Raw genomic sequence first — 26147 nt, 5'->3', positions numbered from 1 at the left:
GGGTGTAAATCCGCCAGACGAAAAAAAGCCGCGCTTCTCGATCGAGAAGCGCGGCTTTTTTCTGGGCTTAGGCGCCGTCCTGGTCTTTCAGATGCTCGAACAGGCCTTTTGGCATTTTTTTGCCGTTGGCTTCGAAGTTGGCTTTCACGTTGTCGTAAGCCTCTTGCTCGTCGATGAAGCCGTCGTGGTTGGTGTCGATCTTGTCGAAGTTGGACTTCGGCGCAACTTTCTGGAATTCAGCGCGGGACACCTTGCCGTCACCATCGGTGTCGGTTTTTGCCATCGACGCATCGCCACACTTGCCTTCGCCACATTTGCCTTCAGGGGTTTTCACCACCTGTTCGGCCGAGGCCAGCAGGTAGCCCTGGGTCAAATGCTGCGAAGCGAAAGCGGAGCCGGTCAACATCATGCCGCCAGCAAGGACAGCACCGAGCAAACCGATAGTGTTTTTGGTGGTACGGGACATTTCAAATCTCCTGGGTTGCACGACACAACCGTTCGATAAAGGACGCCACGTAAGTGCGGCGATAACCGTAGCCGGCGGGGCGCCTTGCTCGGATGTGGCCATTTAGCGGGTGGGGTGTATCGCTACTGTGTCGCGCAAGGGGGGAGTTTGTAAGCGAAGGGGCGAAATCGCGAGGGGAGATACAGTGAGACACAGATCTCCAGATTGATGATTAAAAAATGTGGGAGCGAGCCTGCTCGCGATGAGGGATTCACATTCAACAAATGTGCTGAATGTCAGACCGCTATCGCGAGCAGGCTCGCTCCCACAGTGGATGGGTGTTAATGCAGCTTCAGGCGCGGCTCAGTCCCGCGCCCGATCTTGCTGCCCAACATCAACATCGCCGTACGAAACGCGCCATACAGCGCCATCTGGTGCATGCGGTACAGCGACACATAAAACATCCGCGCCAGCCAGCCCTCGAGCATCACGCTACCGGTCAGGTTGCCCATCAAGTTACCCACAGCCGAAAAACGCGACAGCGAAATCAGCGAGCCGTAGTCGGTGTACTTGTACACAGGCAACGGCTTGCCTTCGATCCGCAGCTTCAACGACTTGGCCAGCAACGATGCCTGCTGATGCGCAGCCTGGGCGCGCGGCGGCACATTGCGATCGGTGCCCGGCTGCGGGCAAGCGGCGCAGTCACCGAAGGCAAAAATGTTTTCATCGCGGGTGGTTTGCAGGGTCGGCAGCACTTGCAGCTGGTTGATGCGATTGGTTTCCAGACCGTCGATGTCCTTGAGGAAACCCGGCGCACGAATGCCGGCGGCCCAGACCTTGAGGCTGGCGTTGATCACTTTGCCGTCGGCGGTGATCAAGCTATCGGCGGTCACTTCACTGACGGCCGCATTGGTCATAACGTTGACCCCGAGTTTCTCCAGGGTTTTATGCACAGGGCCGCCAATCCGTTCCGGCAACGCTGGCAGTACCCGTGGGCCGGCCTCGATCAGGGTGATGTGCATGTTCTCCGGTTTGATCCGGTCCAGACCATAAGCCGCCAGTTCATGCGCAGCGTTGTGCAGTTCGGCGGCCAGTTCGACGCCCGTGGCGCCGGCGCCGACGATCGCTACGCTGATCTGCTGCACCACATCCGTTTGCCCGGCGTGAGCGCGCAAATAATGGTTGAGCAGTTGCTGGTGGAAACGCTCGGCCTGTTTACGGGTGTCGAGGAACAGGCAATGCTGCGCCGCGCCCTGGGTGCCGAAGTCGTTGGTGGTGCTGCCGACGGCGATCACCAGCGAGTCGTAAGGCACTTCACGCGCCGGCACCAATTCCAGGCCGGCTTCATCGTAAGTGGCCGCCAGCTGGATTTTCTTCTGCGCGCGATCAAGCCCGCTCATGCGACCCAGCTGAAACTCGAAGTGGTTCCATTTCGCCTGGGCAACATAGTTGAGTTCGTCTTCGGAAGAGTTCAGCGACCCGGCCGCCACTTCGTGCAACAGCGGTTTCCAGATGTGGGTCAGGTTCGCGTCGACCAGCATCACACTGGCCGTGCCGCGCTTGCCCAGAGTCTTACCCAGACGGGTAGCCAACTCCAGACCGCCGGCGCCGCCGCCAACGATGACAATACGATGAGTCATGGGGATATCTCGCAAGGCTAAAAGAAATCGGTGCAATTACCCGAGCGAGCGCGAAGCAGCTCATAGCGTCAGGTAACTGATAAGTCGGCTCAACAGGCCCAGGCCAATGGTCACTGCCAACACCACCACCAGGAGCATCCACGGCCGGAAAGGCCGGCGCTCGACTCGGTGCTGGGACAGGTGCAGGTACTCTTCGACATGCTTCTGGTCGTCGGGGTTCAGGCGGCTGGTCATATCGGGCCTCGTCAGGGGTAGACGTTGCTGAATGTGTAGAAGCTACAGGGGTTTTTACCCCACGTTGAACGGAGCATAGCCGCTGGCCGGAATCGGCTCGACGCTGACTGTATCGTCCAGCCGAATGATTCCACTTTGTAACACTCGTGCGGTGATTCCGCCATGTCCGCGAACGGCCTGAAAGGTTCCAGGGCCAAGGTTGTTTTGCAGGCGTGCGCAGGGCTGGCACCAACCGGTGGTTTCGAAAATCGCCTGGCCGATCCTGAAGCGACGGCCCTTGAGGCTGAACAGGTTGATACCGCTGATAACGAGGTTGCGTCGCAACTCATTAGGCAACACAGGATTATCGTCTGGCCGGCCCATCAACGAACTGATCACCGACAGATGTTCCCACTGAATCAGCGTGACCTGCCGCGCGTTGCGTACGCCAGGGCGAGCGCGATCACCGGTCAACCCGGCCTCAAGTCGCGCCTCTACGGCCTCCAGTTCGATCATCGGCACGTGAGGTTCGGGGCGCACGCCAATCCAGCGAACACGGCCAATTTGCGGGACTTCAGCGATCAGTTCCTGCAATGGGCTCACAAGCTGATCCCGACATCGAAGAGGATGCTGCGCCCCAGGTTGCTGCGCAGAAAGTCCGGTGCATCCGGATGGGCGAACAGCACGCGAGCGAATGTCGGACCGACCAGCGACAACGAGCGCCAGCCCTGACGCAAGTATTCGGTGGGCGGTGGGAAATGGCTGTTGAGGTCGAGCACTTCGCGCTTGAGGCTGGCGAAGGCGATGATGTCCAGCTCGCCCAGGTCCATGCCGCGTTCTTTGTAGTTGTGTGCTTTTTTTCGCAAGGTCGGCGCCAGTCTCAGCAGGAATTCATTGGCCGGAATGCGTCTGGGCTTGGCCTCACGGCGCACCAGCGAACTCAGGGAAAACGCACTGCGTCGCCGCTGCAGCTCATCGCGCCACTCATCATTGAGGCGTCGGCCCTCGTCGAGCACGAAAAACACTTCGAAATTCGCATCGCGAAACAGCACGTCCGGCGGCTCTCCGGCGGGGGCGAATTCGTCGACGCGGTAAGGAATGTTCAGGCCTTGCAGCAGGCGCTGGCACACCCAACGCTCACGCTCCCATTTGCGGGCATTGGAGAGGAACGCGTTGGCCTGCTCGGCCGCAATGGTCAGCAGGCGTAAATAATCTGAGTCATCCATAGGCCCAAGCTTAGCGTTCAAATGCGATCGCAAAGAAGACAGTTTGTCGGAGAAGAGCAAAAGCCTGCCACGACATTTCCTCATCCTGCGCCCGTTTCAGGGCCTTGCACAAAACGGATAGCGATCTGCGCAAAGCGGATATTTCCCCGCGCCTGGCAACTTTACCCTCGGCTTTACGGGACGTTAGCCGCTTTACCGAGACTTTTATAAAAACAACAAGAGATAAATGCCATGCGCAAGATTGACGTACATGAGGTTATCGATAACGCACGATTCAACCGCTTTCACTGGATGGTGCTGTTCTGGTGTGCCCTGATCATCATCTTCGACGGTTACGACCTGGTGATCTACGGGGTCGTGCTACCGATGCTGATGAAAGAGTGGGGGCTCAGTCCCTTGCAGGCCGGCGCACTGGGAAGTTACGCGCTGTTCGGAATGATGTTCGGCGCGCTGTTCTTCGGCCCGCTCTCGGACAGGATCGGCCGCAAGAAAGCCATCACGATCTGCGTGATGCTCTTCAGCGGCTTTACCGTCCTCAACGGTTTCGCCCGTAATCCCACCGAGTTTGGAATCTGCCGGTTCATCGCCGGGCTTGGCATCGGCGGGGTGATGCCTAATGTCGTTGCGCTGATGAACGAGTACGCGCCGAAGAAAATCCGCAGCACGCTGGTGGCGATCATGTTCAGCGGTTACTCCGTGGGCGGCATGCTCTCGGCGGGGATGGGCATCGTGCTGATCCCGAGCTTCGGCTGGCAGTCGGTGTTTTACGTCGCGGTGCTGCCGTTGGTGTTGTTGCCGCTGATCATGTACTTCCTGCCCGAGTCGGTGGGTTTCATGCTGCGTCAGGGACGCAATGAAGAAGCGCGCACGATTCTCCAGCGGGTCGATCCGGCGTACATCGCGCAAACCAGCGATCAGCTGCACATGAGCGAAGTGAAGGGCACCGGCACGCCCGTGCTGCAACTGTTTCGCGAAGGTCGGGCACTGCGCACGCTGATGCTGTGGCTGGCGTTTTTCTGCTGCCTGCTGATGGTCTACGCCTTGAGTTCGTGGCTGCCGAAGCTGATGGCCAACGCTGGTTACAGCCTGGGTTCGAGCCTGTCGTTCCTGTTGGTGCTCAACTTCGGCGCCATTTTCGGCGCGGTTGGCGGCGGCGTTCTGGGTGACAAGCTGAACCTGCCGCGGGTGTTGGCGGTGTTCTTCGCCCTGGCGGCGGTGTCGATCACTTTGTTGGGTTACAACAGCCCGATGCAAGTGTTGTACCTGCTGATCGCTATTGCCGGCGCCACCACCATCGGCTCGCAGATTCTGCTGTACGCCTGCGCCGCGCAGTTCTACTCCATGACCATTCGCTCTACCGGTTTGGGCTGGGCCTCGGGCATCGGGCGCAACGGCGCGATTGTCGGTCCCCTGCTGGGTGGTGCCTTGCTCGGGATCAGCCTGCCCCTGCAACTCAACTTCATGGCGTTCGCCTTGCCTGGTGCGGTAGCCGCGATTGCCATGACTGTGTTCGCCATCAGCAGCCAACGCAGCACCCGACAGGCGTTGGCGGACTTGCGCCACGGTACGGCGGGCGGGTCTGTCGGCGAAGCTTCATGAGGGCGGTGGTTCGGGACTTTTCCCTGTCGGCGGCGGTCGCCGGATTCATTGCCACGGTGATTTCCTACGCAGGCCCGTTGGTGATTATTTTCCAGGCCGCCGAGACCGCGCAGCTGTCGCGGGAAGTGCTTTCATCGTGGGTCTGGGCGATTTCAATTGGCAGCGCGGTGCTCGGCATCAGTTTGAGCCTGCGTTACCGCGTGCCGGTGATCATCGCGTGGTCGGCGCCGGGTTCGGCGTTGCTGGTGGCGCTGTTGCCGGGCATTTCCATGCCGGAGGCCGTGGGTGCGTATCTGGTCAGCAGCCTGATCATTTTCCTGGTTGGTGTGTCGGGGGCGTTTGACCGGATCATCGGCAAACTTCCGGCGGCGATTGCGGCCGCGATGCTGGCGGGGATTCTGTTCAGTTTCGGCACCGGGTTGTTCGTCTCGTTGCAGGGCAAGCCGTTGCTGGTGCTGGCGATGTTTGCCACGTACCTGATCTGCAAACGGCTGATACCGCGTTATGCGGTGTTGATGGTGCTGCTGGTGGGCTGCTCGATTGCCTTTCTCGCCGGCGATTTGCACAGCGAAGCGTTGGTGATCGGCTTGGCCACGCCGGTGTGGATCACGCCCGAGTTCAGCCTGAGCGCCTCCCTGAACATTGCGTTGCCGCTGGTGATGGTGGCGCTGACCGGCCAGTTCGTGCCCGGCATGGCCGTGCTGCGCGCCAGCGGTTACGCCACGCCGGCCGGGCCGATCATCTCCAGCAGCGCGTTGGGCACGGCGTTGTTGGCCCCGTTCGGGTGCCACGGACTGAATCTAGCCGCGATCACCGCGGCCATTTGTACCGGCCGCGAGGCCCATGAAGATCCCGGCAGGCGCTACGTGGCCGGGGTTGTCGGCGGGCTCTGTTACCTGGTGCTGGGGATCTTCGGCGCCACCCTGGTATCGCTGTTTTCGGCGTTCCCCAAAGAACTGATCGCGGCGCTCGCCGGGCTGGCGCTGTTCGCTGCGATTGCCGGGGCGTTGGCCGGCGCCATGGCGGTGCCGAGTGATCGCGAAGCGGCGTTGGTGACCTTTCTCACCACCGCGTCAGGCATGTCGCTGTTGGGTTTGTCCGCGGCTTTTTGGGGGCTGATTTTCGGCATGGTCACCCATGTGTTGTTAAACGCCCGTCGCGAAAGCGCGGCGGCTGAAGCTCTTCAACCTGTCGATCAATAAAAATAAGAGATAAAACGATGAAACAGATTTTTCCAGCAACCGGTTCAGTGTTGTCCATGGCGGTCGTCTCGAGTTTCTCCGCGGGTGCAATGGCAGCCGAGGGCGGCTTTATCGAAGACACCACGGCCACCTTGCAAGCACGCAATTACTACTTCAGCCGGGACTTTTCCGACATCGTCGGGGCGAACAAACAGTCGAAGGCCGAAGAGTGGGCGCAGGGCTTCATCCTAAACGTCAAATCCGGTTATACCCAAGGCCCTGTCGGTTTTGGCGTGGACGTGATCGGCTTGCTCGGCCTCAAACTCGACAGCAGTCCGGACCGGGTCAACACCGGTTTGCTGCCGGTCAAGGATGACGGGCGCGCGGCGAATGATTACAGCCGTCTCGAAGCGGCGTTGAAGGTGCGTTACTCCAAAACCGAGCTGAAAGTGGGTGAGTTGCAACCCAATCTGCCGGTGCTGGCTTTCAGCGATATCCGGCTGCTGCCGCCCAGTTATCAGGGCGCAAGCATCAGTTCCAATGAGATCAATGGTCTGACCCTGCAAGGTGGCCACTTGAGTACCACCAGCCTGCGCAACGAGGCCGGCGACGAAAAGATGCAGGCCATGCTCGGTCATGTTCCGCAGCGTCAGGTCAGCAGCGATGGCTTCAATTTCGCCGGCGCCGATTATGCCTTCAACGATAAACGCAGCTCGGTCAGTGCCTGGTTCGGGCAACTGGAAGATATCTACAACCAGCGCTTTCTCGGCTTCAAGCACAGCCAGCCGACAGGCGACTGGATCCTGGGTGCCAACCTTGGCTATTACGATTCGCGCGAAGACGGCAAGAAGCTGCTGGGCAATATCGATAACCAGGCGTTCTTCTCGCTGCTGTCGGCCAAGCGTGGTGGCCACACGTTTTATGTCGGTTATCAGGGGATGTTCGGTGACAGTGCTTTCCCGCGGGTCTTTGCCAACATCACGCCGCTGGGCAACGAGGTGCCGACCTACGAGTTTGCTTACACCGATGAGCGCTCCTGGCAGGCGCGTTACGACTACGACTTCGCCGCGTTGGGGGTACCGGGGCTGACCAGCACCGTGCGCTACATCTCTGGCAACAACGTCGACACCGGGCAGGGGTTCGAAGGGAAGGATCGCGAGCGTGATCTTGATCTTGGCTATGTGCTGCAGAGCGGTAGCCTCAAGGGCCTCGGGCTTCGTGTGCGTAATGTGATGGCGCGCTCGAACTACCGCAGTGATATCGACGAAAACCGACTGATCCTCAGTTACACCTGGACGCTGCTATGACCCCTGAAAAAGAACAACCCACTTACAAAATCGGCTTGCAGGTCAAGCTGGAGCAATTGACCGAGTCGGTGCTGCAAACCGAGGAGGACATGCGTTTTGCCAATCAACTGGCGCGTACGGCCGGGGAACGGGTCAAGGCGAGTGCGCAGAGCATGCAGTCTTCGGCCGGTGTGCTGGAGGATCTGAACCTCTACATGCAGCGTCTGGATCAGGTGTTCGATGAGCTCGGCAGTCAGTCGATGCGCATCGGCGCGATTGTCGGCAGCATCCAGGACATTGCCCGTCAGACCAACCTGTTGGCGCTGAACGCGGCGATTGAGGCAGCGAGGGCGGGCAGCCATGGCCGAGGGTTTGCGGTGGTCGCCGATGAGGTGCGCAATCTCTCGCGTCAGGCGGCGGACTCCAGTGCGCAGATCCGGCAAATCGCCACTGGGCTGGAACAGTCCGCGGAGCAGGCGCGCCAAGGGCTTCAGCAGTTATCCGGGTCAACCCGTCTGGGTCTGGAAAAGGCTGGAGTGGCTTTGCACTCTATGGGTGAATTGCAAAGCGGTGCGGTGGCCAGGGTCGAGGTGGTCGAACGGATCATGGCGCGTTTGGCCGGCTTGCATGATTTGGCGTTGCAGGCGAAACGGCTGATCGTGTGAGTCGTGGGTTGCCCGGTACTACAGGCTGCTCGTGCAGTTGCCCATGACTGGGTAGGTCACGCTATGGGTCTGGCCTTGATGATCGATGTAGACCATGGTTGCCGGCACGACGTCGCAGGCGGTTGCGGTGTCTGACACTGAAACCACCTTGGCGATGTCCAGCGGTTGCGCCGGGTTGTATGGAGTGGCGGCTGGCTCGTTGGTGGCGGCCATGGCGGAGGTGGCTATGAGGCTCAGAAGCAGGGTGGTCAGGGTTTTCATTTTTGTCGGTTCCGGGGTTGGTTCTGATGCTTTGAAGTTTAGTCCTTGGCTGGGATCGATAAAGGGGCCGGGGGCTGATTCAGCTTTGCAGGAAATGTAACAATCGCTCTGGTTGATTGGGTGTATATCCGTTTCTGTGGCAACGGCGACTATTGGTTCCGCCCTTACGGCGGGTTACTTGGAAGAGCGCCAAGTAACCAAGCGCTTTTGCCCCTTTCGTTCGGTGCCTCGCTAAGGCTCGCCATGCCCTCGTTCCGGTCCTGCTCCGTGGGCCCGCCGCCATCGGCCATCCATGGCCGGGGGGCGGCTAACCCGGCATCCATGCCGGGTTGCCCACTGCGCAGAACCGGAACGAAGCCCCTCGAGGGGGCGACTACCGCCACAGCACCGCGAGGCGGCCTACCGGCCGGCCTGGCTCTTCGGATGTATGCATTCCCCCTGTGGGAGCTAGCCTGCTAGCGATGTACGTTAACGATAACGCGTCCGGTCTGAATGAACGCGGTGTCTGGACGTCCATCGCTAGCAGGCTAGCTCCCACAGGGGATTTTTGGCGGGCATGACATGGGTGTTCACCGCCGATGATCTCGACGGACAATAGGTCGGCTATCAGGCCGCCTCGCTTTGGCTTTTGATCTGGCTTTTGATCTTGATCTGCCCCGTCGGAAGGCCGTACGTCAGGGGCGCAGGCGCTTGGTTACTTGGCGCTCTTCCAAGTAACCCGCCGTAAGGGCGGAACCTTAAGCCGCCGTTACCGCAGAAATGGATATGCCCCCAATCGTCCCCTGCGAAGCAAAGACGAAGCACATTCAAAGCCCGGTGTAGACTGAAATCCTATCCTCTCCCGGCAAAAAAAACGGAGCCCACCCAGCCATGATCGGCGCCGAGCTACTGTCCCCCGAAACCCTCACCGTCGGCTGGCTGATCTACGTCCCGGCACTGATCTGGGCCATCGCACGAGCCCCGTGGGTCGAACTGTTCAGCGACAGCCGCCGCCAGCACCTGTTATTCGGCACAGTATTCGCGCTCTTCATGCTGTGGCTGGTACGACGGGATTTCGACACCGGCGTGTCCTATCACTTCCTCGGCATGACCGCAGTGACCCTGCTGCTGGACTGGCCGCTGGCGATCGTCGGTGGCCTGGTGGCGCAAACCGGTCTGATGCTACTCGGCCGTCAGGACCTGGTCGCAATGGGGGTGAATGGCGCGCTGTTGATTCTGTTGCCGGTGCTGATCACCGAGTGCTGCGCGATCCTGGTAGAGCGAGCGCAGCCGCGTAATCCCTTTGTCTATATCTTCGTTTCCGGTTTCTTTGCGGCGGCACTGTCGGCGTTGCTGTGCCTGTTGCTGGCGCTGTGGGTGTTGTGGTTCGACGAGCGTTTTGCCATGCCCTATTGGCTGGAGGATTTTGTTGGTTATTTGTGGTTGATCATTTTTCCAGAGGCGTTCATCAACGGCATGATAGTCAGTGCGCTGGTGGTGTTCTGCCCCGAATGGCTGGAGACCTTCAACCGCACGCGCTATCTGTCGGCGCCCTGGAAGGACGACGATCCCAAATCCTGATCCCTTTCAAATCCGTAAGATCTGACGATCCCATTCTCCGTTTTTCAGAGTTTCCCTAAATCTGCTGATCAATCAAAACCGCGTTGCTATAGATCAAACTACCATCGCTCGCTCGGTGCCCGACCAAATGGTACTGACCGCGCTCGTGGTGCAAATAGACGCGCATTTGGCAGTCGGACAAGGGCTCGTAGCCCTCTGGCAGGATCAAATCCAAGGTGCTCATGTCGACATCAACCATGGCTTCACGCTCATGGGACTTCTGTAGCTGTTCTTCAGCCTGCTCCAGGCGCAGATGAAGGGGGCCATCGACGTAAAAATGGATTTCACCTATTGGGGTGGATTTTTGGTCGGGGCTGGTTTTGCACCAGCCTTCGATCGTCAGGGCACTCATAACGAAACCTCCGTCGTGGACTGCTGGATTCTGTAGCTCTTGTCTCTTCTCAATGCCGTCACTTATCTGACTGGTACGCAAAGGCAGGGTTCGTTCTTTTGGGGCCGCTTCTGGCCGATCTCTGCCATGCGTAATCTGAGATTGAGTATAGCTGGCAACCGGGTCTCGCTTGCCAACCTCACGGCCCAACCCGATGGCACTATACTTTTTACTGACTTGCCACCACGGGTGGTACTTGTCTGCCCTGCCTGGACGTCCGTGGCGATGCTTGCGCATGACCAATGAGCAACAGGAATAGGATGAAGAGAAAATGGCAATAGCAATTATCTTGATTCTAATCGTTATTGCATCAGTGCTCTTCCATATACTTGCGCCTTGGCATGCAACACCGGCAGCTTCCAACTGGGGGTCAATAGACACCACGCTGTTCATCACCCTGATCATTAGCGGCATATTTTTCATCGCCATCACGGTATTTATGGCAGTCGCCGTGATGCGTTATCGTCACAAGGAGGGGGCCAGGGCGCACTACCAGCCAGAAAGTAAAAAGTTGGAGTTTTGGTTAATTGTCGTTACCTCGATAGGTATTGCCGCAATGTTGGCGCCCGGTCTGGTTGTTTACAGTGATTTCATCCGGGTGCCGAAAGACGCTTATGAACTTGAAGTGGTCGCCCAGCAGTGGCAGTGGGCATTTCGTTTCCCCGGCAAAGACGGGAAGCTGGGCAAGTCGGAAATCAAGTTGGTTGATTCCGCCAACCCCTTCGGTGTGGATCCCAAGGATCCTGCCGGGCAGGACGACGTGCTTGTAAACAATAATGAAATCAGACTTCCGCTGGATCGGCCGGTAAAAGTTTTACTGCGATCTAAAGATGTATTGCACAATTTCTATATCCCGCAAATTCGCAGCAAGATGGATATGGTGCCAGGGATGGTGTCGTACTTCTGGTTTACACCGACTAAAACCGGGAAATATGAAATCCTTTGCGCTGAGTATTGTGGCTTGGGTCATTACAACATGCGCGGCCAGATGATCGTGGAAGAGCAGGGCGCCTTCGATCAATGGCTCAACAGCCAACCGACCTTTGCACAGACATTAACGACAGCTGCCAGACCCAGTTCAGGCAGCGTCGTGGAAAAAGGCCGCCAGTTGGCCGAAAAATACGGCTGCGGTGCCTGCCATAGCCAGGATGGCAGGGCCAGTCTCGGCCCGGGATGGAAGGGGCTGTTCGGCCGCACTGAACAGCTTGCCGATGGCACCAGCGTGCAGGTCGATGAGGCCTACCTGAAAGAGTCGATCCGCGATCCACAGGCCCGCCTGGTACAGGGCTACCCGCCGGTCATGGTGGCCTATACTCTCAATGACGATGAACTGGGTGCACTCGTCGCCTTGATCAAATCACTGAGTGGTGCACCGCAAGACAATGAAATTCCTGCAAGCGGAGCGTCGGGTCCAGGTGAGGACCTGGTGGCGCAGGGACAACAGGTGGCCCAGTCGCTCGGCTGTCTGGCCTGCCACAGTGTCGATGGCAACAAGGGCGTCGGCCCCACCTGGCAGGGACTGTATGGCAGTCCAGTCACCCTTGCCGACGGTACGAGCATAAAGGCCGATGAGGGCTATTTAAAGGAATCGGTTCTTGATCCCGGTGCCAAAATCGTCAAGGGCTATGCAGCCCTCATGCCGACCTTGACGCCGAGCGATAAGGAATTGGACGCGCTGATCGCTTTTATCAAATCCAAAGCGAATGCCGATGCTGAATCGAGCAAGGCGGAGACAGGAAAGTAGCCGTAAAGCAGCCAGGAATGCACTGAAACTTCGACAGGAGGATGACGTGATGGCCTATGCGGAGCAAGCCGAAACAGAAGCACTGCACGAACCAAAAAGTTTCCTGACCAAATACATCTGGAGTCAGGACCACAAGGTCATTGCCATTCAATATTCCTTGACGGCTCTGTTCGTGGGCGTTATCGCCGTGGTGTTGTCCGGCTTGATGCGCATGCAGATTGGCTTCCCCGGCAGTTTGGCGTTCATGGACGCCAGTGCTTACTATCAGGCGATGACCATGCACGGCATGATCATGGTCATTTACTTACTGACGGCCTTGTTTTTGGGTGGCTTCGGTAACTATCTGATCCCGCTGATGGTGGGTGCCCGTGACATGGTTTTCCCCTATGTCAACATGCTGAGTTACTGGTTCTACCTGCTAGCGGTACTGGTGTTGCTCGCCGGTTTTTTTGTCCCTGGGGGGCCCACCGGTTCGGGCTGGACGCTCTATCCGCCCCAGTCCATTACTCAGGGGACACCGGGGACCGAGTGGGGCATCGTATTGATGCTCGTCTCTCTGGCGATTTTCATTGTCGCCACCACCATGGGCGGGTTGAACTACGTAACCACGGTGTTGCAGGCACGTACACAGGGCATGACATTGTTTCGCATGCCGCTCTCCGTATGGGGAATCTTCATTGCCTCGATCATGGCCTTGCTGGCTTTCCCGGCGTTGTTTGTCAGCGCGGTCATGATGCTGTTCGACAAACTGTTGGGCACCAGTTTCTTTATGCCGGCGATGATCTCGCTGGGGCAGCAGCTCGATCACCAAGGTGGCAGCCCGATATTGTTCCAGCATCTGTTCTGGTTCTTCGGCCATCCAGAGGTCTACATCGTTGCTCTTCCGGCGTTTGGTCTGGTCTCCGACCTGATCAGCACGCATGCGCGTAAAAATATCTTCGGCTACCGAATGATGGTGTGGGCCATTATTGCGATTGGCGTACTCAGCTTTGTGGTCTGGGCGCACCATATGTATGTCAGTGGAATGAACCCTTACTTTGGCTTTTTCTTCGCCGTCACCACCTTGATCATCGCGGTGCCGACCGCACTGAAAGTCTACAACTGGGTCCTGACCCTGTGGCGGGGCGACATCCATCTGACCGTGCCGATGCTGTTTGCCCTGGCCTTTATCGTCACCTTCCTGGTGGGCGGTCTGACCGGGTTGTTTCTCGGCAATGTGATTGTGGATATCCCGCTCTCGGACACCTATTTCGTCGTAGCCCATTTTCATATGGTCATGGGTGTCGCGCCGGTACTGGTGGTGTTCGGCGGCATTTATCACTGGTTCCCGAAAGTCACCGGCCGCATGACGAACGACACCCTGGGCAAGCTGCATTTCTGGATTACTTTTCTGGGCACCTACGCCATCTTCTTTCCCATGCACTATTTGGGTTTTCAGGGCATGCCACGCCGCTACTACGCCTATGAAAACTACGCGTTCATTCCGCAGTCGGCGCAAGATTTGAATGCCTTCATTACGGTGATCGCATTGATCGTCGGCGTTTCCCAACTGCTGTTCCTGTTCAACCTGGCCTGGAGTGTATTTAAAGGCAAGCCCGCAGGCAGTAACCCTTGGGGCGCGGCCAGTCTGGAATGGCAAACGCCGAACACCCCGCCGATACACGGTAACTGGGGAGAGAAACTGCCGGTCGTGCATCGCTGGGCCTATGACTACAGTGTGCCGGGGATAGAACAGGATTTCGTTCCGCAAACGGTCTCCGCCGAGGAACTGGAACAGATGCGGCAACTTAGTGCCGGAACCAGGATCGCGGACGTTAAAACATGAACAGACTCTTATTGAGAAACGCCGACGGCGCTGACCCCGGTGGCAGTTGGAATCGCGATCCTGAAGGTATTCAGTCCGCCGAGGGTGCCAATAGAAACCAAATCGCAAAAACAGGCCTGCGCTTGTTTCTGGCGGTGGTGAGCTCGTTATTCTTTCTCTTCGTGATCGCCTTTATCGCCCGGTCACAAATGGCCGACTGGCTACCCCTGACAGAGCCCTTGGCGCCGTTGGCCAATCCATGGCAACTCTGGCTGAATTCGGCTTTTCTTGTGTTCAGTTGCATCGCACTGCAGTGGTCGCGCATGGCCGCCCGACGGGCTCGACTGGGCGCAACGGTCATTGGCTTTGAATTGGGGGGCGTATTTGCCATTGCCTTTCTGGTGGGCCAACTCTGGGTCTGGCAGCAGTTTGTCGCCTGGGGCTACTTTGTCGCCAGCAATCCGGCCAACAGTTTCTTCTACCTGTTGACCGGCATGCATGGGCTCCACCTGCTGGGCGGGCTGATAGCCTGGAGCATAATCGTCGCTAAATTCCTGCATCGCGTGCCGTTGCCGCAACTCAGCGCCAGCGTAGAGCTCTGTGCCATCTATTGGCATTACTTGCTGGGTCTTTGGTTTGTGCTGTTCGCGCTGCTGGCCAGCACGCCGCAAACCTATGAAGCCATCGCCAGATTCTGCGGCCTGAGGTGAAAAGCCATGGCATCGCATCCACAAGCCCCCAGCGAGTCCGGCTCATCCAATCCAACAGTCTCGCCGCCTGTACCAGGATGGCAAGGCATCGCCAGCGACTGGTCCTCGGATAGAGAGGTCTTCAAGCAGGTCTCCTGGGGCAAGGCGATGATGTGGATCTTCCTGCTCAGCGATACTTTTATATTCACCTGTTTTTTAACCGGCTACATGTCGGTACGCATGACCATCACCACCGCTTGGCCGAACCCCAGTGAAGTATTCGCATTGACGATCGGCGGTAAAGAAATCCCGCTGATTCTGATCGCCATCATGACCTTTGTGCTGATCAGCAGCAGCGGCACGATGGCCATGGCAGTCAATTACGCCTATCGCCGTGATCGCGCGAAAACAACAGCCCTGATGCTGGCGACCGCTGCCTTGGGTGTGGCCTTCGTCGGCATGCAGGCTTTTGAATGGAGCAAGCTCATCGCTGAAGGGGTACGTCCTTGGGGGAACCCTATGGGGGCGGCGCAATTTGGTGCCAGTTTTTTCATGATTACCGGTTTCCACGGACTGCATGTGTCAATCGGCGCCATCTACCTCAGCATTGTGGCGATGAAAGTATTGCGGGGAGATTATGAGCGCTCCGGAAACTATCAAAACGTCGAGATAGCCGGGCTTTACTGGCACTTCGTGGATTTGGTGTGGGTGTTTATTTTTGCTTTCTTCTATTTATGGTAGAGGAGCACTGATGATGGCGCATGCTCAGGGTCAGCAACATCCAATCAGTTTGTACCTTAAAATCTGGGGGCTGTTATTCGTCCTCAGCACGCTGTCGTATCTGGTCGACTATTTCCACTTCCAGGGCTACCTTCGGTGGACCCTGATTATCACTTTCATGTTGCTGAAGGCAGGTTTGATTGTCTCCATCTTCATGCATATGGCCTGGGAGCGGTTGGCTTTGGTCTACGCCATATTGATGCCTCCCTTGTGTTTACTGGTGCTCATCGGACTGATGGCCACCGAGGCAGACTATGTTTTCCTCAGCCGGGTCATTTTCTTCGGCCAATAGAAAACTCCTGGAGATTCTTAACCTTCCAGGAGCTACCCCGCAATAAATGGCTTATATCGTTCGCTTGAACTGATGCCATCTGTGCAGCCAGGCTACTGTCCAATGAGGAGCTGCCGTTCCCGTGCCGGCGGTCGTCAGTCTTGGATGATGTTCGATTACCCGTTCCAATACCGATTCCTGGTTCGGCTCAACGTCCACGAAGAAGACATGTTTGCCCATATCTACCATCTGTTTGAAATTGCGGAAGTGAGCGTTCGGCACCTGGATACCAAAAAAGCCGCCTTCCCAGATGCAGAAACCCAATACAACTACGGCAAGGAAGATAAACGGCACCCAGCCTGCGGCGGATTCGGTCCAACCCAGCCAATAGGCGCCGGCAAGGATTAGCGCCGCGAGTGGCACACCGATCACTGCACCAATCTCGCCAGAGTGAACGACATCTTGTTTCATCAGCGAGTTGACCTCGTGAAGGTGATGCTCCTCAACATCAGCAACTTGTTCACTGAGCACATGAATTTGTTCGGAATTGATGCCGTTGGCTTCCAGTTCATTTTCAACGGATTCAAGATCGTCGAGATTGTCACTGATGTAATAGTGTCGATTCATGCCACACCTCCCATCTCGCGTTTGCTGCAGACCTCCTCTGTCCAGCAGCCGTTAACCGAGATTTACCGTCGGTATTGGTACCCGTGGGGAACGTTGCACTCTTCATGCAACCCGAAAGAAGTATAGCACTCGCTAGCATGCAGGTTTTGAAGTGTCAAGATCCAAAAAGCAGCGTCAGGGCCTGACTCATTTTGTCGATTTCTGGCACAAGTCACGCCCTTGGCGATCGGGATCAGTGACGCGGGTCGAAATCGCCGCTGAACAACTCGTCCTCGGCATCGGGGGCCACTGGAATCTTGTGTTCTTCCGATGCCCACGCACCCAGGTCGATCAGTTTGCAACGGTCGGAGCAGAACGGCCGGAATTTGCTCTCGGGGCTCCATTCGACAGGGGCGCCGCAGGTCGGGCATTCGACGGTTGGGATCTGGCTCATGACTGGCCTCCACGCAATGTTAGGTAAAAGTGATGCAGGCGTTCGACCTCGCTGTGCAGCCAGGCGAGGTCGCGGTCGTTGACCACCACATCGTCGGCATGGCTCACGCGATCCTGGCGGCTGGATTGCGCCTTGAGGATCGCCTGGACCTGTTGTTCGCTGGTCTGGTCACGCTGCAGGGTGCGTTCGATCTGTAGTCGTTCGGGCGCATCGATCACCAGCACACGCTGGGTCATGGCGTACTGCCCGGACTCGATCAGCAACGGCGAAACCAGAATCGCGTAAGTCGATTGTGCCTTGCCCAAGTGATCGGCGATTTCCCTGGCGATCAGCGGATGCAAAAGCGCCTCGAGCCAGAGGCGTTGCTCAGGCACTTCGAAGATCAGTTTGCGCAACGCCGCACGATCCAGTTGACCATCGGCTTGCAACACGCCGGGGCCGAAATGTTCGGCGATCTGCGCCAGTGCCGGGCGGCCCGGCTCCACCACCCAACGCGCTGCATGATCGGCATCGACCACGTGCACGCCCAGGTCGATGAAGTGCTGGGCGGCCGCGCTTTTGCCGCTGCCGATGCCACCGGTCAGGCCGAGAATCCAGGGTTTTTCCACAGGGGTATTCATTTCAAACCGACAAACTGCCAATAGAAGCCGGTTATTTGACCACCCCAGAGCAACGCAATCCAGCCGGCAATCGCCAGATAGGGACCGAAGGGGATCGGCGTCGAGGTTTTCGCGTTGCGCAGGCTCAGCAAAATAACGCCGATAACGGCACCGACCAGAGACGACAACAGAAGGGTCAGCGGCAAAATCTGCCAGCCACCCCAGGCGCCCAGCATGGCCAACAGCTTGAAATCGCCGTGGCCGATGCCGTCCTTGCCGGTGATCAGCTTGAACAGCCAGAACACCGACCACAGCGCCATGTAGCCAGCAATTGTGCCCCACAGTGCCTCAGTCAACGGCACGAACAACTCGAAGCTATTGACGATCAGTCCCAGCCATAGCAGCGGCAGCACCAGTACATCCGGCAACAGTTGATGCTCGGCGTCGATCAGGCTCATGGCCAACAAACCCCAGCTCAACACCAGCACCATCACGGCCTGCCAACCGAAACCGAAATGCCAGGCGATGAACGCTGACAGCAGGCCGCACGCCAGTTCGGTCAATGGATAGCGTTTGCTGATGGGGGTTGCGCAGCTTGAGCAGCGCCCACGTAAAAACACATAACTGAGCACCGGAATGTTTTCCCAGGCGCGGATCCGGTGCCCACAGTGCGGGCATTGGGAGTGGGGCAGCATCAGGTTGTAGGTCGGCTGCGGTGTTTCGCCGGGCAGGCCCAGAATGTCGTAGGCCTGCAATCGCCATTCGCGCGCAAGCATTTTCGGCAGGCGCCAGATCACCACGTTGAGGAAGCTGCCGACCAGCAAGCCGACCACCAATGCGATGACGACAAACGCCAGCGGGTACACGGTCAGGATTTCGTTCAAGGGCATGTCAGATCGCATTGCCGAGTTGGAAAATGGGCAGGTACATCGCAACCACCAGGCCGCCGACGATAACACCCAGCACCACCATGATGAACGGCTCCATCAGGCTGGTGAGGTTATCGACCATATTGTCGACCTCGGCCTCATAGAAACTCGCGACCTTGTCGAGCATGTCATCCAGTGCGCCGGACTCTTCGCCGATGGCGGTCATCTGGATCGCCATGTTCGGAAAGATGCCGGAGGTGCGCATGGAGAAGTTCAGTTGCATCCCCGTCGACACATCCTGCTTGATGCGCAGCACCGCACGTTTGAACACGATGTTGCCGGTCGCGCCCGCCACCGATTCCAGCGCCTCGACCAGCGGCACGCCAGCGGCGAAGGTGGTCGACAGTGTGCGGGCGTAACGGGCCACGGCGGACTTGTACATCAAGGTGCCAATCAACGGCAGTTTCAGCAGCCAGGTGTCCGTCCGGTCCCGAAAGCCTTGCGATGTCTTGAAGGCATGGCGCATACCGAATATCGCCGCAATCAATGCGCCCAACATCACCCACCACCAGTCCTGCATGAACTGCGACAGGCCGATGACCATCACGGTGAACGCCGGCAATTCGGCACCGAATCCTTTGAACACCGACTCGAACTGCGGCACCACCTTGACCAGCAGAATGCCGGTGACGATGATCGCGACGAACACCACGGCCAGCGGATACGTCATGGCCTTCTTGATCTTGGCTTTGAGGCTTTCGCTCTTTTCCTTGTAGGTCGCGACGCGCTCCAACAGGGTGTCCAGTGCACCGGCCTGCTCGCCGGCATCGACCAGGTTGCAGTAGAGCTCATCGAAATACTGCGGTTTTTTACGCAGGGCGGCGGCGAAACTGTTGCCCGCCGCGACCTCCTGTTTCACATCGTCCACCAGTTTGCGCATGGCCGGGTTATCGAAGCCTTCGCCGATGATGTCGAACGACTGCAACAGCGGCACCCCGGCTTTCATCATGGTCGCCATCTGCCGGGTGAACAGGGCAATGTCATGAGCCTTGATGCGTTTGCCAAGACTGAAAATCGAGGCGGATTTCTTGCGCACCTTGCCGGGATTGATGCCTTGCTTGCGCAGTTGCGCCTTGATCAACGCCGGGTTCTGACCGCTGAGTTCGCCGGTCATTTTCGTGCCTTTTTTATCGGTGCCTTCCCAGGCGTACACACTGATTTTTGCTGCTTTGACCGCCATGTTCAGTCCTTGGTGACCCGGTTGATTTCTTCAAGGCTGGTGATGCCTTGCATGGCCTTGATCAGCCCGGAAGTACGCAGGTCGTTGAAGCCGTCCTTGCGCATCTGGATATCGATTTCCAGCGAATTGCCTTCGGCCATGATCAGCCGTTGCAGGTCTGGTGTGTTCTTCACCACTTCATAAATCCCCACGCGCCCCTTGTAGCCAGCGTTGCACTGATCGCAACCGACCGGCTCATAGATCGTGAACGAGCCAATGCGTTCCTCGGGGAAGCCTTCCTTGATCAATGCCTCGCGGGGAATGTCGATGGGTTTCTTGCAATGGCTGCACAGTTTGCGCGCCAGGCGTTGGGCGATGATCAGACTGACCGAGGTGGCGATGTTGAACCCCTGAATGCCCATGTTGTGCAGGCGGGTCAGGGTTTCCGCGGCGCTGTTGGTGTGCAGGGTCGACAGCACCAGGTGACCGGTCTGGGCGGCCTTGATGGCAATTTCGGCGGTTTCCAGGTCACGGATCTCGCCGACCATGATCACGTCCGGGTCCTGGCGCAGGAACGAGCGCAGCGCCTGGGCAAAACCCAGGCCCTGCTTGGGGTTGACGTTGACCTGGTTGATGCCTTCCATGTTGATCTCCACCGGGTCTTCGGCGGTGGAGATGTTGATGTCCACGGTGTTGAGGATATTCAGCCCGGTATAGAGCGACACAGTCTTGCCCGAACCGGTGGGGCCGGTCACCAGAATCATCCCTTGCGGCTGCTTCAACGCGGCCATGTACAGGTCTTTCTGGTCCGGCTCGTAGCCAAGGGCGTCGATGCCCATTTGCGCGCTGGACGGGTCGAGGATCCGGATCACCACTTTTTCGCCCCACAGGGTCGGCAGGGTATTGACCCGGAAGTCGATGGACTTGCTCTTGGACAGGCGCATCTTGATCCGCCCGTCCTGCGGTTTGCGCCGCTCGGAGATGTCGAGGCTGGCCATGACTTTCAGGCGTGCGGCGATACGGTTGGCCAGTTGAATCGGTGGCTTGGCGACTTCACGCAGCATGCCGTCGGTGCGCATCCGCACGCGATAGGTTTTCTCGTAGGGTTCGAAGTGCAGGTCGGATGAGCCGCTCCTGATCGCGTCGAGCAACATCTTGTGGACAAAGCGCACCACCGGCGCGTCGTCGGCGTCTTGCCCGGCGATGGCGTCCTGGTTGCGGTCATCGATCGACTCGATGTCGACACCATCGAGGTCGACGTCGGCCATGTCTTCCAGGCCGGTATTGTGGCTGTCGAAAAATTTCTCGATGGCATCGCTGAGCTTGTCGTCCTCCACCAGGATGGCTTCGGTGTTCAGCCCGGTGCTGAACTGGATATCGTTGATGGCCTGGTGATTGGTCGGGTCGGAAACCCCGACGAACAACTTGTTGCCGCGCCGCCAGAGGGGCAGGGCGTGGTGCTGGCGAACCAGTTTTTCGCTGACCAGTCCTTTGGGTTGGGACTCTTTGTCCAGGCAGTGGAGGTCCAGCAGCGCCATGCCGAAATGCTCCGAGGCAATCTCGGCGACCTGACGACTTTTCACCAGTTTGTTCTGCACCAGATAACTGACGAGGGAGAGTTTCTGGCGTTGGGCTTGCTGATACGCCTGTTGCGCGCTTTTGTCAGTGAGCAGTTCGGCCAGGACCAATTGCTTGGCCAGACCGCTAAGGGCGATGTCATTCATGGGGATACCGGACGCAGACAGTTCATGACTTATAGCCTAGTCAACCGGTGGAGCCAAACCAGCGCTGCCCTGGTGACAAAAAGTGTCAGATAGTGCGGATCCTGGGGGCAGGAAAGGTCTGTGCATCGCTTTTATCCCCTGAAGACGCAGGGGCGAGGGCTTGGCACGGGCTGTGCTGCGGCTAGTTCAGATCATGAGATTTCGACTCATGCATGGAGCTTGTCTATGAATACTCAGAAAGGTTTTACGCTTATCGAACTGCTGATCGTCGTGGCGATCATCGGGATTCTGGCGACGTTTGCGTTGCCGGCATACTCGAAATATCAGGCCCGGGCGAAAGTGACGGCGGGGTTGGCGGAGATTGCAGCATTGAAGGTTTCGTTTGAAGACCTGATGAATGCCGGCACTGCAGAACCCACCACACTGGCAGGCGCCGGTACGACTACGCAGAACTGTGCAATCGCTGTCACCGGTACGGTTGCGTCCGGCGCCGGCACCATTGTTTGCACACTGCAGAAGGCACCCGCACCTGTGGCAGGTAAAACTATTACGCTTTCTCGTAGCGCGACAACGGGCTGGTCATGCGCAACCGGTGTTACTGCCGATTACGCACCGCCTGGTTGCACTGCCTCTGCAACGTAATGCTGCAGATGTGTAAGTAGAAGAATGCCCCATCGTGAGATGGGGCATTTTTTTTGGGGAGAAAACGGCAAATTCGCCGTGGTGCTTAATGAGACGTAGAAAACCCCGCAAATTCATGGCCTTAGGCCCACGCCAAAAACCGCAACTTGCATGTACATAACTTCAAAGTCATGCAATTTGCATGATTCCGAAATTTGGTAATTAGTATAACCTGTTGATTTATATCGATTTATTTCCTATCTAAACGTTGGCACAGCGTTCGCAATATACCCAGTAACCCTGCTGACAAGACACGCAGCAGACTTTATGAAAAAACAGGAGTTACTCGTATGAAGAAGTTCGCTATCGCTGCCGCTACTGCTACCGCGCTGACCCTGACCATGGCCAACGCAGCATTTGCTCAAACCACCCAGGCAACCCAGTCTCCAATGGTGCTGGCTGCTGGTGAAGTGACAGAAGCCAAAGAAGCAACCTCTGACACTTGGATCACCACCAAAGTCAAAGCTGACCTGGTGACCGAAAAAGGCATTCCTGGTACCGACATCAAAGTCGAAACCAACAAAGGTGTAGTATCCCTGTCGTCTACCGTCGCGGTGACTGACGCTCAGAAAGACACTGCTGTGGCCATCACCAAGAAAATCAAAGGCGTCAAAGCGGTCTCCGCTGACGGCCTGAAAGCCGAGTAAGGCAAGACTTCTCGCCTGGACCGGGAGAAGACGCGGTAGACGAGCCGAGTCATACGTCTGCCGCCACTTGAGAGTTCATGCGACGGCCACAAGGATGTGGCCATTACAGGCCCCGGACATTCGTGTTCGGGGCCTGTTCTATTGTGGGCAAAGCACCACACCTGTAGGAGCGAGCTTGCTCGCGATGGAGGCGAACGATAACGCGTGCTTTCTGAATCAACGTGGCGCTTTCAAGTCCATCGCGAGCTCGCTCCTACAGGGATTTGCGCGTTACTTAATTACCGCGTTTGCTGGTGATCTGCTTCAACCGATTCCCTTCAAACCGCAGGTACTGATACATCCCGCCGCTGGGCCCGTAGGTCCATTCCTCGACCTGGAATTCTTCCCGCCGATTGGCACTGCGCTTGTAGCCCAACAGATCGCGACTGACCGGCTCACCGCACTTCTGCAGCACCTCGCTGGACCTGTCCCCGACGCTGACCAACTGACTGCCGCAACGCAAGGTATCGGCGGCCGAAGCCTGACTGGCCACCAGTGCCAGCGACAGGCCGAACAGCAATTGTCTGATCATCATTCGGCGTCCAGATGCAGTGGTGTCACCACCTTACCGTCACTTTCCGCTTCGCCGAGGCTGGCGTCGATGAAATACACGCGGTCATCGGCCAACTGACCCTTGTCGACCAGATAATCCTTGATGCTGCTGGCGCGATCCTGGCCCAGTTGCCGCAACAGCACGTCGCTGGTACTCCAGAACTTGATCACGTCCGCGCGCATTTTCACGGTGCGTTCTTCCTTGCCCAGATCCTTCCATTCGGCGGGTGGCTGGGTTTTCAGGCGAGTGCGGTAGATCCCTTCCAGCAGCGGGCCTTTCTCGCCGTCCGGTACTTGCAGCAACGAAGCCTGTGCCGGCACTTTGTCGCCGCGACGCTGGAGCATCTTGTAGTAGTTGTACTGGTATTCCCGTTCCAGGCGTTGCTCGGCGATCAACGGGCCATCGCTGCTTTTCGCCGCCGTGCCTTCGATTTCCAGGCGCAGGGCCGGACGTTCCTTGAGGGCCTGGGACAGCTTGACCAACGAGCCCTCGGCCTCCTTGCTCAGGTCGCTGGAACCTGGTGCGAACGACACGGTGCCCAGGTCTTCCGAGCCACCGCCACTGACCAGTCCGCCGATCATTTTGAACGGCGCGGCGGCGGCCTTGACGATCAAGTTGCGCAGGGTCTGCCAGACAATCGGCATGATGCTGAACTGTGGGTTATTGAGGTCGCCGGTGACCGGCAGTTCGATGGAAATCTTGCCGTCGACGTCCTTGAGCAGGGCAATCGCCAGTTTCAACGGCAGGCTGACTGCGTCCGGGCTGTCGACCTTTTCACCGAGCTGCAACTGCTCGACCACCACTTTGTTTTCAGCCTTGAGCTGACCTTTGGTGATCAGGTAATGCAGGTCGAGATTGAGCCGGCCCTTGCGGATACGGTAGCCGGCGAACTTGCCGGAGTAGGGCGTCAGCGTGGTCAGCTCGACCCGTTTGAAACTGGTGGCGATGTCGAGGCTGGCCATTGGGTCGAACGGATTGACCGAGCCCTTGATGGTCACCGGTGCATAACGATCGACCTTGCCTTTGATGTCCACGGTCGCCGGTTTCGCCTGACGGCTGTCGATGGTGCCGATCTGACCGTTGAGCTGTTGCACGGCGGTGGCGAAGTTCGGGGTCAGGCTGAAGTCGGCAAAGTTGGCCGAGCCGTCATTGATGGCAATCCCGCCAATGTGGATGCCCAGCGGTTTGTCCTTGCTGGCGGCCGGTTTGGCGGCAGCCGTTTTGGCACCGGAGTCGGGCGGCTGCGGGATCAGCAGGTCATCGACGTTGGTGGTGCGGTCATCGTTGATCATGAAGCGCACATAGGGCTGGAACAGGTTGATCCTGTCGATCGACAGGCTGTCGCCGTGCTGATAATTCAAGCCTTCGACCACCACCTGCTGCCACTTGACGAAGTCGCGGGTTTTCAGGGTGTCGAGGGTGTGCAGCTGATCGATCTGCGCGCGTCCTGTCACGCTGAGCGCCAACGGCTCGGCGCTTTTCAGATTGACCGCCAGGTCGCTGCCGAGCATGCCGCTGCGCAGTTCGAGGCGAATGAACGGGTTGATGTAGGACTGGGCAACCCGCAGGTCGATGTCCTTGGTCTGCACGTTGAGTCTGGCGCTGACCGGGGCCAGATTGACCTCGCCATCGGCGGTGATCTTGCCTTGCTTGCCCACGCCAGTGTCGAGCTTGAGGGTAAAAGGCGAGCCATTGAGGCTGTCGAAATTCTGCAGGTCCAGGTTCAGCGGGTTCAGGTCCAGCATCACGGCGGGTTGCGCTTTTCGATCAGCCAGGTGCACCTGGTAATCGCGCAGTTGCACGTCTTTGAGCAACACCTGCCAGGGCTTGCTCGGCGCGGCAGGGGCTTTTGGCGAGTCGGCTACCGCTGGCGTGCTGACGGGTTCGGCTTTGGCCTTGGCCGCTTCTTTGGACGGTTGGCTGGCGAACAGCTTCTGCCAGTCGAGTTGGCCGTCAGCTTCAAGCGCCGCCCAGGTTTCCAGTTTCTGGCTGCGGATCTTGCCAACCACCACTTGCTGTTTGGCCAGGTCCACCGTGGTGTCGGTGATGTCCAGTCGCGCGAGTTTCGCCAGCGGGCGACCGTCCGGGGCGTTGATGGCGAAGGGCGCGACGCTGACCGCGACGTTGCTCAGCAGCAGTTCGGTTTCCTTGGACAGGTTGAGTTTGTAGTCGGTGCTCAGGTTCAGCACGCCGTTTTCCAGCACCAGCGGCAGCGCGTCGCGTACATAGGGCCAAAAGGCTTTCATCTGGCCGTCGGTGACTTTCAGCTTACCTTCGGAGGCGATCGGGATCAGGCTGAAATTGCCGGTCCAGTCGATCTGCCCACCGTTCGGGCCGATGGCCACAAGGGTCATGTCGGCGCTGTCTTCGGGCAGGGTGCTTAGGTTTTTCAGCTCGAAATCGAGTTTGTCGTAGAGGAATTCGATGGCTTCGCTGGGACGTTCATCCTTGAAGTGCACGACACCGTCAGCCAGTTTGATCCGCTCTATGCGTAGCGGAAACGGTTTGGCGTTCGGGTCGGCCGGGTTCGGTTCGCTGGCGGGGATTTTGAACAGACCGAGCAGATTGAACTTACCGTCCTTGCCGAAGAGGATTTCGGTCTTGGGTTTGTCCAGCTCGATATCCGACAGATGCAGCGCTTTGGTCCACAGGCTGTCGATCTGCAGGTTGGCGTACAGGCGTTCGAAGCCGACCTGTTCCTTGCCAGGCTCGCCGATGATCAGGCCCCACAGCGTGACTTCAAGGCTGAACGGGTTGAGTTCGATTCGCTGAATCGTGGCGGGCGTCGTGGCGTAGTTGGCCAGTTGCTGGTTGGCAACCCGCAATGCGATGCCCGGCAAAATCAGAAACCCCAGCAGGCTGTAGAGGGCCAGAGCAGTCAACAAGGCGCCAATAGCGCGGATCAATCCTTTGGGCATGCGTGGCTTCATCTGTCTGAATCGGAGTGCGTTGGAGTATGGCA

At 58.0% G+C, this 26147-nt stretch carries 27 protein-coding genes; 12 read left to right on the top strand and 15 right to left on the bottom strand.

Translation table 11 applies throughout. The annotated features are described in order from the left end of the window. Window positions 1–67: 67 nt before the first annotated feature. The 5 genes from ACA066_RS24760 to ACA066_RS24740 all read right to left on the bottom strand — a co-directional run bounded on the left by ACA066_RS24760 (window position 68) and on the right by ACA066_RS24740 (window position 3524). Window positions 68–466, bottom strand: a complete 399-nt coding sequence (locus ACA066_RS24760; protein ID WP_497697002.1) for an HvfA family oxazolone/thioamide-modified RiPP metallophore — start codon at window positions 464–466, stop codon at window positions 68–70. 320 nt (window positions 467–786) lie between these two features. Then, window positions 787–2085: an NAD(P)/FAD-dependent oxidoreductase gene (locus ACA066_RS24755; protein WP_017340832.1), complete on the bottom strand. Its 1299-nt coding sequence runs from the start codon at window positions 2083–2085 to the stop codon at window positions 787–789. A gap of 60 nt (window positions 2086–2145) precedes the next feature. Beyond that, on the bottom strand, window positions 2146–2319 hold the full coding sequence (locus ACA066_RS24750) for a DUF3094 domain-containing protein (protein ID WP_032830895.1): 174 nt from the start codon (window positions 2317–2319) through the stop codon (window positions 2146–2148). A 54-nt stretch (window positions 2320–2373) separates the two neighbouring features. Next, complete coding sequence (locus ACA066_RS24745) at window positions 2374–2901, bottom strand: MOSC domain-containing protein (RefSeq protein WP_497697001.1); 528 nt, start codon at window positions 2899–2901, stop codon at window positions 2374–2376. After that, window positions 2898–3524, bottom strand: coding sequence for a DUF1780 domain-containing protein (locus ACA066_RS24740; protein WP_214378809.1), 627 nt, complete (start codon window positions 3522–3524; stop codon window positions 2898–2900). Before ACA066_RS24740 ends, ACA066_RS24745 begins: the two co-directional genes overlap by 4 nt. 231 nt (window positions 3525–3755) lie before the next feature. On the opposite strand from ACA066_RS24740, the gene ACA066_RS24735 reads away from it, so the two are divergent. From ACA066_RS24735 to ACA066_RS24720, 4 genes are read left to right on the top strand one after another with little or no spacing between them, the layout of a single operon-like run. After that, window positions 3756–5123 carry an aromatic acid/H+ symport family MFS transporter gene (locus tag ACA066_RS24735; RefSeq protein ID WP_497697000.1) on the top strand — a complete coding sequence of 456 codons (1368 nt, stop codon included), beginning with the start codon at window positions 3756–3758 and terminating at the stop codon, window positions 5121–5123. Next, window positions 5120–6325: a benzoate/H(+) symporter BenE family transporter gene (locus ACA066_RS24730; protein ID WP_497696999.1), complete on the top strand. Its 1206-nt coding sequence runs from the start codon at window positions 5120–5122 to the stop codon at window positions 6323–6325. Before ACA066_RS24735 ends, ACA066_RS24730 begins: the two co-directional genes overlap by 4 nt. 17 nt (window positions 6326–6342) lie before the next feature. Continuing rightward, window positions 6343–7611, top strand: coding sequence for an OprD family porin (locus tag ACA066_RS24725; protein ID WP_497696998.1), 1269 nt, complete (start codon window positions 6343–6345; stop codon window positions 7609–7611). Continuing rightward, window positions 7608–8255, top strand: coding sequence for a methyl-accepting chemotaxis protein (locus ACA066_RS24720; protein ID WP_214378803.1), 648 nt, complete (start codon window positions 7608–7610; stop codon window positions 8253–8255). Before ACA066_RS24725 ends, ACA066_RS24720 begins: the two co-directional genes overlap by 4 nt. A gap of 18 nt (window positions 8256–8273) precedes the next feature. Here the strand turns inward: ACA066_RS24720 and ACA066_RS24715 are convergent, their stop codons facing one another. Beyond that, window positions 8274–8516, bottom strand: a complete 243-nt coding sequence (locus ACA066_RS24715) for a DUF2790 domain-containing protein (protein WP_497696997.1) — start codon at window positions 8514–8516, stop codon at window positions 8274–8276. 870 nt (window positions 8517–9386) lie between these two features. Here ACA066_RS24715 and ACA066_RS24710 point away from each other — a divergent pair. Continuing rightward, window positions 9387–10076, top strand: a complete 690-nt coding sequence (locus tag ACA066_RS24710; protein WP_497696996.1) for an energy-coupling factor ABC transporter permease — start codon at window positions 9387–9389, stop codon at window positions 10074–10076. Between the two features lie 55 nt (window positions 10077–10131). On the opposite strand, the gene ACA066_RS24705 is transcribed toward ACA066_RS24710, so the two are convergent. Continuing rightward, complete coding sequence (locus ACA066_RS24705; RefSeq protein ID WP_497696995.1) at window positions 10132–10467, bottom strand: hypothetical protein; 336 nt, start codon at window positions 10465–10467, stop codon at window positions 10132–10134. A gap of 310 nt (window positions 10468–10777) precedes the next feature. Here ACA066_RS24705 and ACA066_RS24700 point away from each other — a divergent pair, with 310 nt between their 5' ends. The 5 genes from ACA066_RS24700 to ACA066_RS24680 are packed head-to-tail and all read left to right on the top strand — an operon-like array spanning window position 10778 to window position 15815. Next, complete coding sequence (locus ACA066_RS24700) at window positions 10778–12250, top strand: cytochrome c oxidase subunit II (RefSeq protein WP_497696994.1); 1473 nt, start codon at window positions 10778–10780, stop codon at window positions 12248–12250. 49 nt (window positions 12251–12299) lie between these two features. Further along, window positions 12300–14075, top strand: coding sequence for a cytochrome c oxidase subunit I (gene ctaD / locus ACA066_RS24695; RefSeq protein ID WP_497696993.1), 1776 nt, complete (start codon window positions 12300–12302; stop codon window positions 14073–14075). After that, window positions 14072–14764 (top strand): cytochrome c oxidase subunit 3, encoded by a 693-nt coding sequence (locus ACA066_RS24690; protein ID WP_497696992.1) that lies wholly within the window; start codon window positions 14072–14074, stop codon window positions 14762–14764. Before ctaD ends, ACA066_RS24690 begins: the two co-directional genes overlap by 4 nt. 6 nt (window positions 14765–14770) lie before the next feature. Then, window positions 14771–15484, top strand: a complete 714-nt coding sequence (locus ACA066_RS24685; RefSeq protein WP_497696991.1) for a heme-copper oxidase subunit III family protein — start codon at window positions 14771–14773, stop codon at window positions 15482–15484. A gap of 13 nt (window positions 15485–15497) precedes the next feature. After that, window positions 15498–15815, top strand: coding sequence for a cytochrome C oxidase subunit IV family protein (locus ACA066_RS24680; protein WP_497699956.1), 318 nt, complete (start codon window positions 15498–15500; stop codon window positions 15813–15815). A gap of 51 nt (window positions 15816–15866) precedes the next feature. Here the strand turns inward: ACA066_RS24680 and ACA066_RS24675 are convergent, their stop codons facing one another. The 6 genes from ACA066_RS24675 to pilB all read right to left on the bottom strand — a co-directional run bounded on the left by ACA066_RS24675 (window position 15867) and on the right by pilB (window position 21265). Next, window positions 15867–16421 (bottom strand): magnesium transporter, encoded by a 555-nt coding sequence (locus ACA066_RS24675; RefSeq protein ID WP_497696990.1) that lies wholly within the window; start codon window positions 16419–16421, stop codon window positions 15867–15869. 232 nt (window positions 16422–16653) lie between these two features. After that, entirely contained in the window at window positions 16654–16854 is a 201-nt protein-coding gene (gene yacG / locus ACA066_RS24670; RefSeq protein ID WP_060543361.1) for a DNA gyrase inhibitor YacG, read from the bottom strand. Further along, the gene (coaE, locus tag ACA066_RS24665) at window positions 16851–17474 is read right to left on the bottom strand and encodes a dephospho-CoA kinase (RefSeq protein ID WP_497696989.1); all 624 of its coding nucleotides are present in this window, start codon (window positions 17472–17474) and stop codon (window positions 16851–16853) included. The genes yacG and coaE overlap by 4 nt, the downstream gene beginning before the upstream one ends. Next, entirely contained in the window at window positions 17471–18343 is an 873-nt protein-coding gene (locus ACA066_RS24660; RefSeq protein ID WP_497696988.1) for a prepilin peptidase, read from the bottom strand. Before ACA066_RS24660 ends, coaE begins: the two co-directional genes overlap by 4 nt. A 1-nt stretch (window position 18344) precedes the next feature. Further along, window positions 18345–19562: a type II secretion system F family protein gene (locus ACA066_RS24655; protein ID WP_497696987.1), complete on the bottom strand. Its 1218-nt coding sequence runs from the start codon at window positions 19560–19562 to the stop codon at window positions 18345–18347. A 2-nt stretch (window positions 19563–19564) separates the two neighbouring features. Next, window positions 19565–21265 carry a type IV-A pilus assembly ATPase PilB gene (gene pilB / locus ACA066_RS24650; RefSeq protein WP_497696986.1) on the bottom strand — a complete coding sequence of 567 codons (1701 nt, stop codon included), beginning with the start codon at window positions 21263–21265 and terminating at the stop codon, window positions 19565–19567. 225 nt (window positions 21266–21490) lie between these two features. Between pilB and ACA066_RS24645 the strand changes: the two genes are divergently transcribed. Beyond that, window positions 21491–21907: a pilin gene (locus ACA066_RS24645; RefSeq protein WP_497696985.1), complete on the top strand. Its 417-nt coding sequence runs from the start codon at window positions 21491–21493 to the stop codon at window positions 21905–21907. 329 nt (window positions 21908–22236) lie between these two features. Continuing rightward, window positions 22237–22593 carry a BON domain-containing protein gene (locus tag ACA066_RS24640; RefSeq protein ID WP_497696984.1) on the top strand — a complete coding sequence of 119 codons (357 nt, stop codon included), beginning with the start codon at window positions 22237–22239 and terminating at the stop codon, window positions 22591–22593. Between the two features lie 274 nt (window positions 22594–22867). On the opposite strand, the gene ACA066_RS24635 is transcribed toward ACA066_RS24640, so the two are convergent. Together ACA066_RS24635 and ACA066_RS24630 are read right to left on the bottom strand one after the other, a co-directional pair. Further along, the gene (locus ACA066_RS24635; RefSeq protein WP_497699955.1) at window positions 22868–23164 is read right to left on the bottom strand and encodes a DUF2845 domain-containing protein; all 297 of its coding nucleotides are present in this window, start codon (window positions 23162–23164) and stop codon (window positions 22868–22870) included. Further along, window positions 23164–26115, bottom strand: coding sequence for a DUF748 domain-containing protein (locus tag ACA066_RS24630; RefSeq protein ID WP_497696983.1), 2952 nt, complete (start codon window positions 26113–26115; stop codon window positions 23164–23166). Before ACA066_RS24630 ends, ACA066_RS24635 begins: the two co-directional genes overlap by 1 nt. Between the last annotated feature and the right edge of the window lie 32 nt (window positions 26116–26147).

It is taken from the genome of Pseudomonas sp. LBUM1651, from assembly GCF_059716135.1.
This window is presented reverse-complemented; position numbering and strand designations above follow the sequence as displayed.

Excerpts from the sequence above, each read along its gene's own strand:
- ACA066_RS24760 (WP_497697002.1), bottom strand. The coding sequence starts at position 466 with ATGTCCCGTACCACCAAAAACACTATCGGTTTGCTCGGTGCTGTCCTT.
- ACA066_RS24755 (WP_017340832.1), bottom strand. The coding sequence starts at position 2,085 with ATGACTCATCGTATTGTCATCGTTGGCGGCGGCGCCGGCGGTCTGGAG.
- ACA066_RS24750 (WP_032830895.1), bottom strand. The coding sequence starts at position 2,319 with ATGACCAGCCGCCTGAACCCCGACGACCAGAAGCATGTCGAAGAGTAC.
- ACA066_RS24740 (WP_214378809.1), bottom strand. The coding sequence starts at position 3,524 with ATGGATGACTCAGATTATTTACGCCTGCTGACCATTGCGGCCGAGCAG.
- ACA066_RS24735 (WP_497697000.1), top strand. The coding sequence starts at position 3,756 with ATGCGCAAGATTGACGTACATGAGGTTATCGATAACGCACGATTCAAC.
- ACA066_RS24730 (WP_497696999.1), top strand. The coding sequence starts at position 5,120 with ATGAGGGCGGTGGTTCGGGACTTTTCCCTGTCGGCGGCGGTCGCCGGA.
- ACA066_RS24725 (WP_497696998.1), top strand. The coding sequence starts at position 6,343 with ATGAAACAGATTTTTCCAGCAACCGGTTCAGTGTTGTCCATGGCGGTC.
- ACA066_RS24720 (WP_214378803.1), top strand. The coding sequence starts at position 7,608 with ATGACCCCTGAAAAAGAACAACCCACTTACAAAATCGGCTTGCAGGTC.
- ACA066_RS24715 (WP_497696997.1), bottom strand. The coding sequence starts at position 8,516 with ATGAAAACCCTGACCACCCTGCTTCTGAGCCTCATAGCCACCTCCGCC.
- ACA066_RS24710 (WP_497696996.1), top strand. The coding sequence starts at position 9,387 with ATGATCGGCGCCGAGCTACTGTCCCCCGAAACCCTCACCGTCGGCTGG.
- ACA066_RS24705 (WP_497696995.1), bottom strand. The coding sequence starts at position 10,467 with ATGAGTGCCCTGACGATCGAAGGCTGGTGCAAAACCAGCCCCGACCAA.
- ACA066_RS24700 (WP_497696994.1), top strand. The coding sequence starts at position 10,778 with ATGGCAATAGCAATTATCTTGATTCTAATCGTTATTGCATCAGTGCTC.
- ctaD (WP_497696993.1), top strand. The coding sequence starts at position 12,300 with ATGGCCTATGCGGAGCAAGCCGAAACAGAAGCACTGCACGAACCAAAA.
- ACA066_RS24690 (WP_497696992.1), top strand. The coding sequence starts at position 14,072 with ATGAACAGACTCTTATTGAGAAACGCCGACGGCGCTGACCCCGGTGGC.
- ACA066_RS24685 (WP_497696991.1), top strand. The coding sequence starts at position 14,771 with ATGGCATCGCATCCACAAGCCCCCAGCGAGTCCGGCTCATCCAATCCA.
- ACA066_RS24680 (WP_497699956.1), top strand. The coding sequence starts at position 15,498 with ATGGCGCATGCTCAGGGTCAGCAACATCCAATCAGTTTGTACCTTAAA.
- ACA066_RS24675 (WP_497696990.1), bottom strand. The coding sequence starts at position 16,421 with ATGAATCGACACTATTACATCAGTGACAATCTCGACGATCTTGAATCC.
- yacG (WP_060543361.1), bottom strand. The coding sequence starts at position 16,854 with ATGAGCCAGATCCCAACCGTCGAATGCCCGACCTGCGGCGCCCCTGTC.
- coaE (WP_497696989.1), bottom strand. The coding sequence starts at position 17,474 with ATGAATACCCCTGTGGAAAAACCCTGGATTCTCGGCCTGACCGGTGGC.
- ACA066_RS24660 (WP_497696988.1), bottom strand. The coding sequence starts at position 18,343 with ATGCCCTTGAACGAAATCCTGACCGTGTACCCGCTGGCGTTTGTCGTC.
- ACA066_RS24655 (WP_497696987.1), bottom strand. The coding sequence starts at position 19,562 with ATGGCGGTCAAAGCAGCAAAAATCAGTGTGTACGCCTGGGAAGGCACC.
- pilB (WP_497696986.1), bottom strand. The coding sequence starts at position 21,265 with ATGAATGACATCGCCCTTAGCGGTCTGGCCAAGCAATTGGTCCTGGCC.
- ACA066_RS24645 (WP_497696985.1), top strand. The coding sequence starts at position 21,491 with ATGAATACTCAGAAAGGTTTTACGCTTATCGAACTGCTGATCGTCGTG.
- ACA066_RS24640 (WP_497696984.1), top strand. The coding sequence starts at position 22,237 with ATGAAGAAGTTCGCTATCGCTGCCGCTACTGCTACCGCGCTGACCCTG.
- ACA066_RS24635 (WP_497699955.1), bottom strand. The coding sequence starts at position 23,164 with ATGATCAGACAATTGCTGTTCGGCCTGTCGCTGGCACTGGTGGCCAGT.
- ACA066_RS24630 (WP_497696983.1), bottom strand. The coding sequence starts at position 26,115 with ATGAAGCCACGCATGCCCAAAGGATTGATCCGCGCTATTGGCGCCTTG.